Annotated in this window: 1 pseudogene; it reads right to left on the reverse strand. The window is 32.0% G+C overall.

Features of this window, described 5'->3' with window-relative positions:
• Window positions 1–327: 327 nt before the first annotated feature.
• Window positions 328–569 (reverse strand): annotated as a pseudogene (locus ACY2RX_RS14600) (IS4-like element ISSysp3 family transposase); the annotation flags it as partial.

Genomic DNA, 569 nt, shown 5'->3' on the forward strand with positions numbered 1-569 from the left:
AAAAACCACGTTTTAGGCGCTACCGTCTAGACACATTTCTAAAGAGTATCCAACCTTGCATAATTGCAGAAAATTTTTGTAGACCTTTTCAGAATGTAGTAACCCCTGGATTTCTTTGTTTTAGATAACCTTTTCAGCCACCTAATCTGGCTATAACCCATATATATACCGTTTGAGATCAGATGGTTTATATGGGTTTTCAATTTTTCTGTATTACCTTCTAATTGTTCTATTTGAGATTCAAAACACGTTATTTTTTCTACTGAAAAGCATACCCTAGAATCTGTTTCTTCTTCGATATTATAGGCTATTTGCATAATAAATAACTTAATAATGGTCAAGCATCATTAGGTAGAGTTTTCTAATAGCCTTACCTCTTGTTAATTCACTAACTTCAATAGTAAAACTTCCTTTTTTTAACATTCTAAAAACTTCTTCTATATCCCATCTACAGGTGTACCATTCTATACAGAGTAAAGTTGTTTGTAAACTATCCACCGTTTTGGTAGTAAGTATCCAATCTATTGGGCTTTCAATATTATGACCAATTTCTTTAGCTTCAATAGCAT

The organism is Polaribacter sp. 2405UD43-2 (assembly GCF_058147125.1).